Origin of the sequence: Bathymodiolus azoricus thioautotrophic gill symbiont (assembly GCF_001298715.1) — a bacterium.
In the GTDB taxonomy this organism is placed as follows: Bacteria; Pseudomonadota; Gammaproteobacteria; order PS1; family Pseudothioglobaceae; genus Thiodubiliella.
Map to the genome: position 1 here is coordinate 1 of NZ_CDSC02000013.1, position 5616 is coordinate 5616.

Sequence of the window (5616 nt, forward strand, 5' to 3'; positions counted from 1 at the left end):
TTCGCCCCCTGACACTGTGCACCATCCCTCTGATACAGCCTATTCGTAAAATCCACCCCCTGACACTGTGCATCTGCAAAATTCGCCTTCTGACACTGCGCACTCCTAAAATTCGCCCCCTGACACTGCGCCATAAAAAAACTTCGCCCCCTGACACTGTGCATACTCAAAATTCGCCTTCTGACACTGTGCATTCGTAAAATTCGCCCTCTGACACTGTGCACTTATAAAATCCGCCCCTATAAGGTAAGCGTGTGACAAATTTGCCTTAGGAGGTTCAGCTACTCCTTTAAAATCTTGTATATACAAGCCTTCTTCTTTAAACAGGAGGTCGATAGTGGTTTGTATTTCATTTGATGGGCGCTCGCTGTGAGTTTTTTGATACTCTGCTTCATCGGTTTTTGAACGAATGTGTGAGCACAGAATTTGTGCAATTTGCCTACGATATTTCTCTTCTTCAATTGCCAATTCACGCAAGGCATAAATTGCTCCTGTGCGTGCTGATGTTTCGCTTGAACCTAGTAAATTAATAGCTGAATTAAAGCGTTCATCTACTCGCTGGTCAATTTGAATGTCAATTTGTTTTTGTTGTTTTGTTAGACGTATAAAAAACAAAATTAAACCAATAATTGCAATTACGCCTGCACCAGCATCTCTTAGTGTTATTTCTTTGTATGAATTAAGCACCCAACAGGAAATGTCAGGAATTAAAGTACAAGCATAATAGATAATAGTTAATACAATGATATAACGAGGAATACGGTAACTATAATGGTAGCGCTTGATGTGATTTTTTATTTTGTTTTCTAGGGCGATATCTTGTAGATAACTTTCAAGTTTATAAAACGGGTTTTTCATTTGAATATCACCTTTATATCACACAAACTATTTTAGAGCTGTATATTACCAGACAAAATTTGCCATATTTTTTTACATTCAGAGCCAGATATAAATTCACTATGAGACGTAACAGCATTCCAATCATTATCATGCAAACCTTTAAGATATTCCCTTGCTATTGCAACACTCCTCTTTTCTTCCTGTTGCTGAAATTTTTCGCCTAGTTTTTCAGCAATACTTCTTGGTACAGAGTTCATTCTCATCAGCACAGATGATTCACTTTTTACGCCGTGATAGAGCATAGCAGGCATTAAATTTAGTTGTCTTTTTTGGCTATCGGATAAAGCATCAAAATCCAAACCAGACATCAAACTCAAAGCGGAAAGCCCCCATGTTCCGCCATTAGCCAGCTTGCTATAAATAGCATTGTAAACTTTTGAGATTTCCTTTGACCCACTCCCTTCAAAAAAGTCAGTCGCAATCTCATGGATACTTTTACCTGCAATCCACGCTTGGGCAATGTCTGCCATGCGTGACTGATTCCTACCTTGCTCCTCATCATGACTGAAGTTTAATTGCTTAATGCCAAACATCACACTAAACAAATCGGGCAACTTGCTTTTTGCTGATCCAAATAAACTTTCTGGCATCCAGTCGGCAGGGGTTAAATCATATTCTAATTGGTTTATTCCCTTCATCGCAGTTTTAACAGACTCTACCGAAAAACCAGTGATATTTGCCTTAGCAACCACACCCATATTTCTTGAGATGCTTTCTGTGTAGTGTTTCACTGCGGCGAGCAATTGATCGGATTTTTTTGAGTTCTCATTTTTCAATGCACTATAACCAAAGGTATTGGAAAGCATTTGATCCATTTCATTTAGGGTTGCTTGCAATTCCTTTTTTTCATTTAACAAGTGTGCGATATAACAGCGAAAATCTTCCCATTGTGGCGCATACATCATAGCTTCGAGATTATTTAACTTACCTCGTTTTTCCAGTTCATCAAGAATAGCAATCAATCGAGAAACCAAGTCGCCTGTACTTTGCTGAACAAATTCTATTAATTCTCCTTCTTTTTTATCGCTATCACAAGCAATGCCAACAATGCCGACATTACCTTGTCCTACTCTGCCTGCACGTCCCGCTAGATTCCAAAATTCCCGATAAGACATTTTGTTGCCGTAGGGGTATTCAATACTTTGCAAAAATACCGAAGAAACAGGAAAGTTAATGCCTTGGGCAATGGTCGTCGTTGCACAAAGCACTTTTAGCTCACCTTTTTCAACCAACCATTCCATTAAAGACTTTATTTCATCGGACAAGCCAGCATGATGAACAGCAATGCCTTTATTAAGCATGCCAATAAGTTCAAACTCAGGACTAACCTCTTCTCTAAGGTAATTTTGTATCAATAAAATATCGGCTGAAACCGTTTCTAAATCTGCCATATTTTTGCTAAGTGTTCTCGCAATACTCCAAGCATTATCCTTGGTTTTTGCTATAACAATGCTGGTTCCTCGATCAGAGAAAACCTTACCACAGCCTGCGGCTAGATTAGATAAACTGGCTTTACTTTTAGATACATTTATCGGTCTTACGCCGCCAATTTTATGCTGACCTTTCAAATGTATAGTATGAGGGCTAGTCAGTAATGTTTGATATTCAATTGACCAATCACCCCTTTTTTCTTCTTCTTGTTTCTTTATCAAGCCAATAATACGTTCATTGGGTTGCCACGGGCTAGTGCTTAAACTAATAGACAAGCCTGCATCACGGTCATGTGCCAACCAGCGAGAAAGCGTTTTAGCATTTTCTACATAGGGCATTAGCAATAAGAAATTTGCCTGTGCTTGATAATGTTGCTTGACCGTCGCTAACAGCAATTCAATCCGCAAGCCTCTGTTTTCATCTTCAATATTATGTGCCTCATCCATCACCAGTAATGATAAGGGACGTTCTATTTTATGATTGCGTAAGACCAACTGCATTTTTTCAGGGGTGGCTACTAAAATGTCAAAACTATTGACATCATTGAGCATATCTTCTTCCAAAGCATCAATCTCAATTGCACCGCTTAATTTTTCGACCTGAATACCCATCGGGGAAAAGTCTTGACGCAAACTCCGAACAATCTGCCCAACCAAGGCTTTAGTCGGCGCAATATAGGCAATCCAGCCCTTACTTTCGCCAAAATTATTCACCGCTTGCAACATTTTAAATTGTGCCAATAAGGTTTTACCGCCCGATGTTGGCATATCCACCACCACAGCCGTTTTAGCAGGGTCAAGTAAGCCCATTTCTTTAAGCGCGGTTCGTTGTGGTGGCAACAGTTCCAACAGAGGATTAACTCGACTTGATAAGTTTTTTATAAATTGTGTCGCTTTTGAGTTGATGGTTTGCGCTACCCACCAGATCGAACCATTGACCATCTGCTCTGCTGAGGCGTGCAACCAGCGTAATAATACTTCCAATTGGGCATCGCCACCTTTTGCCGCAATGTCTATGGCAAGATGAAAATGCTTATCCAATTGGGTTTTAATATCGGCAGGCTCACCCTGCAACATATACAAAGCCAATAATTCAGTGGCTTTTGCCCAATGATACAACGACATCAAGCGCATGGCTTTTGCCTGTCCCTGGGCGTTTGTTTCTGAGCTTAAATATTCCTGCTCGTATTGTGCTTGGTTTTCTCTTAACTGAGCAATGGAACTTGAAACACGATTTAATTCATCCCATGAATTTTTTCTAAACAATCCCACCCAACAAGTAAACAAACTTAGTAAGATGCGTTGATCCCAGTGCGTTTCATTCTTGCATGATGATAGACCCTCAATATCTGCTGAACACGCCTCATAGATATGCCTTAAATCCGTCCAGCAATCACCGCAATAAGCTAGAGAAGATAAATGCAGCAGATGAAAAATGAATTTTAAGTCATCCTCTTTCGGTGTGTCTAACACCCGATTGAGTTCAAAAGCACGATGCGACCCTGCCATGAATTGATCGCTTAACTCATCATTATCAGTATGATTAATAAAATCCTTCATGCCCTCGATAGCGACCATTTCATACGCAATTGCCATGCGTTTTAAGGCATCTTCATCATGGAAATTATCTTCCAAATCTAAGGATAACTGCTTACCAATCGCCCCCTTGACTAATTTTGCTTTGGCATACTGTAAAATGGATTTTCGTAACGCCTCATCGCCTACCGCTTTTACCGCCCAATGCTGGTCGATGTTTTGTAACATATCACGAGTAATCATGATGCACCTCCAGCAGACAAAACACCTTGATGTAGTTTTTGAATGCCATCATCAACTGGCAAGTACAAACCGACAAGAAAAACACTGTTCTGTGCGTGAGGCTTAAGGTGCTTTTTTAGATAATTCCAATCATTCGATACTGGCGATGTGTTACGAATCAACACGCCAAAAATATAAAAATTCTTATTGTTTTGTAGATAAGATGTACAGACAGATTGATATTCTGCATCGTCTGTTTGACGATGAAACAAATATTGAACCAATACCCAACGGGCGTCTGCATCTGCACAAAGTTTATTCAACTGGGCATTTAAACCATCGCCTTTTTTTGAAGTCACTTGTGGCGGGGATTTTTGTTCCTTAGATGTTTTTACTTCACCAAAAGCGAACTGCCCATTGCAATAGCCCACTAAATCCGCACCCGTTAGACTGGAATTGGGGTTTTTCAAATCACGGTTATTTGACCAAGGAAAACAACAGGAAAAATGACAGCCGAGATAGGCTTCAGCAAAACCTTCGCCGACTTGCCAATCTTTGATGCTTGATAAGGCTAAATTACTGTTATTGAAACCAGTCTCATTTAAAGATGCAATGTAATCATTAAAATTATTCTGCCCAGAAACATCAAAACAAATATCTGCAATCGTTTCAGCGGATTGCTGAATATTATTCTCAGTATAGGAAAAACCTTGAATGGCAATGCCGTTGTGTGTTTCTTGATATTCTTCTGTGCCTGCTGGTAAATTCATAAGCAATTAACTTTCTTGTCGTATTGTATCCGAACTTCAGCGCTCATGAGTTTAGGTAGAAGAGTATCACGGAGGAATTGTAGGGTGCGGATTTGTTTTGAATTCGATATTTCTTTATCAATCAATGGTTGCATTTTATTTTTCATTAAATTTATTCGCTTCTAGCGATGGTACTAATACCATCGTATTATCTAAATCACCCCATTTAATATGCCCCATTGTTGTTGCATGGTTGGATGAAATACTGACAAATTCAGCTAAATGATGTTTGCTCCATAGATAGTAATACCATTTAGGGAAATTATCAGAGGTCACTTTGAACAAATGTTGATTCAAAATACATTTTTCATCATCCCATATTTTCACCATTAACGAAGCTGGCCATGAAAAAATAGGGGGCGAATCAACCTATAAGTGCAACACTTCAGTTTAAAAAATAGCCTTTACCAGTTAACCCAGCAAAAACCTCAAACAGGGTCTTATACCCCAAGCATTTCCTAGGTCTATTATTCATTAAATCTGTTGCCTTAAAAGCCTCTTTTTCATTCACCTTATCCAAAGCCATTTGCTTTGGGAAGAATTGCCTTAACGCTCCGTTGTGGTTTTCATTTAAACCGCGTTCCCAAGAATGGTAGGGTTTGGCAAATTAAGTGCAACAACTCAATGTTTCAGCTAACTTATTATGCCAGCTAAACTCTCTACCATTGTCAAAAGTCAAGGTCTTGACCCAATGCTTGATTGGCGCTAGTAATATCGTA

The 5616-nt window shown here is 39.4% G+C and carries 5 protein-coding genes and 1 pseudogene; all 6 read right to left on the reverse strand.

Translation table 11 applies throughout. The features are described from left to right. Nucleotides 1-194, reverse strand: a 194-nt coding sequence (locus BAZSYMA_RS10590; RefSeq protein WP_143243030.1) for a pentapeptide repeat-containing protein, incomplete at its 3' end; no start/stop codon positions are given. Next, on the reverse strand, nucleotides 106-858 hold the full coding sequence (locus BAZSYMA_RS00285; RefSeq protein WP_090714358.1) for a pentapeptide repeat-containing protein: 753 nt from the start codon (nucleotides 856-858) through the stop codon (nucleotides 106-108). The genes BAZSYMA_RS00285 and BAZSYMA_RS10590, both read right to left, overlap by 89 nt. A 32-nt stretch (nucleotides 859-890) precedes the next feature. After that, entirely contained in the window at nucleotides 891-4109 is a 3219-nt protein-coding gene (locus BAZSYMA_RS00290; RefSeq protein ID WP_241502501.1) for a DEAD/DEAH box helicase, read from the reverse strand. Further along, a complete protein-coding gene (locus BAZSYMA_RS00295; protein ID WP_090714363.1) occupies nucleotides 4106-4858 on the reverse strand; it encodes a hypothetical protein in 753 nt (250 codons plus the stop codon). Before BAZSYMA_RS00295 ends, BAZSYMA_RS00290 begins: the two co-directional genes overlap by 4 nt. Nucleotides 4859-4993: 135 nt before the next feature. Beyond that, a complete protein-coding gene (locus tag BAZSYMA_RS00300; protein WP_090714365.1) occupies nucleotides 4994-5227 on the reverse strand; it encodes a restriction endonuclease subunit S domain-containing protein in 234 nt (77 codons plus the stop codon). A gap of 55 nt (nucleotides 5228-5282) precedes the next feature. Next, a pseudogene (locus BAZSYMA_RS10595) lies at nucleotides 5283-5616 on the reverse strand (IS30 family transposase); the annotation flags it as partial.

Bases quoted from the DNA above. Each gene is read 5' to 3' on its own strand.
- BAZSYMA_RS00300 (WP_090714365.1), bottom strand. From the start codon at position 5,227: ATGGTGAAAATATGGGATGATGAAAAATGTATTTTGAATCAACATTTG.
- BAZSYMA_RS00290 (WP_241502501.1), bottom strand. From the start codon at position 4,109: ATGATTACTCGTGATATGTTACAAAACATCGACCAGCATTGGGCGGTA.
- BAZSYMA_RS00285 (WP_090714358.1), bottom strand. From the start codon at position 858: ATGAAAAACCCGTTTTATAAACTTGAAAGTTATCTACAAGATATCGCC.
- BAZSYMA_RS00295 (WP_090714363.1), bottom strand. From the start codon at position 4,858: ATGAATTTACCAGCAGGCACAGAAGAATATCAAGAAACACACAACGGC.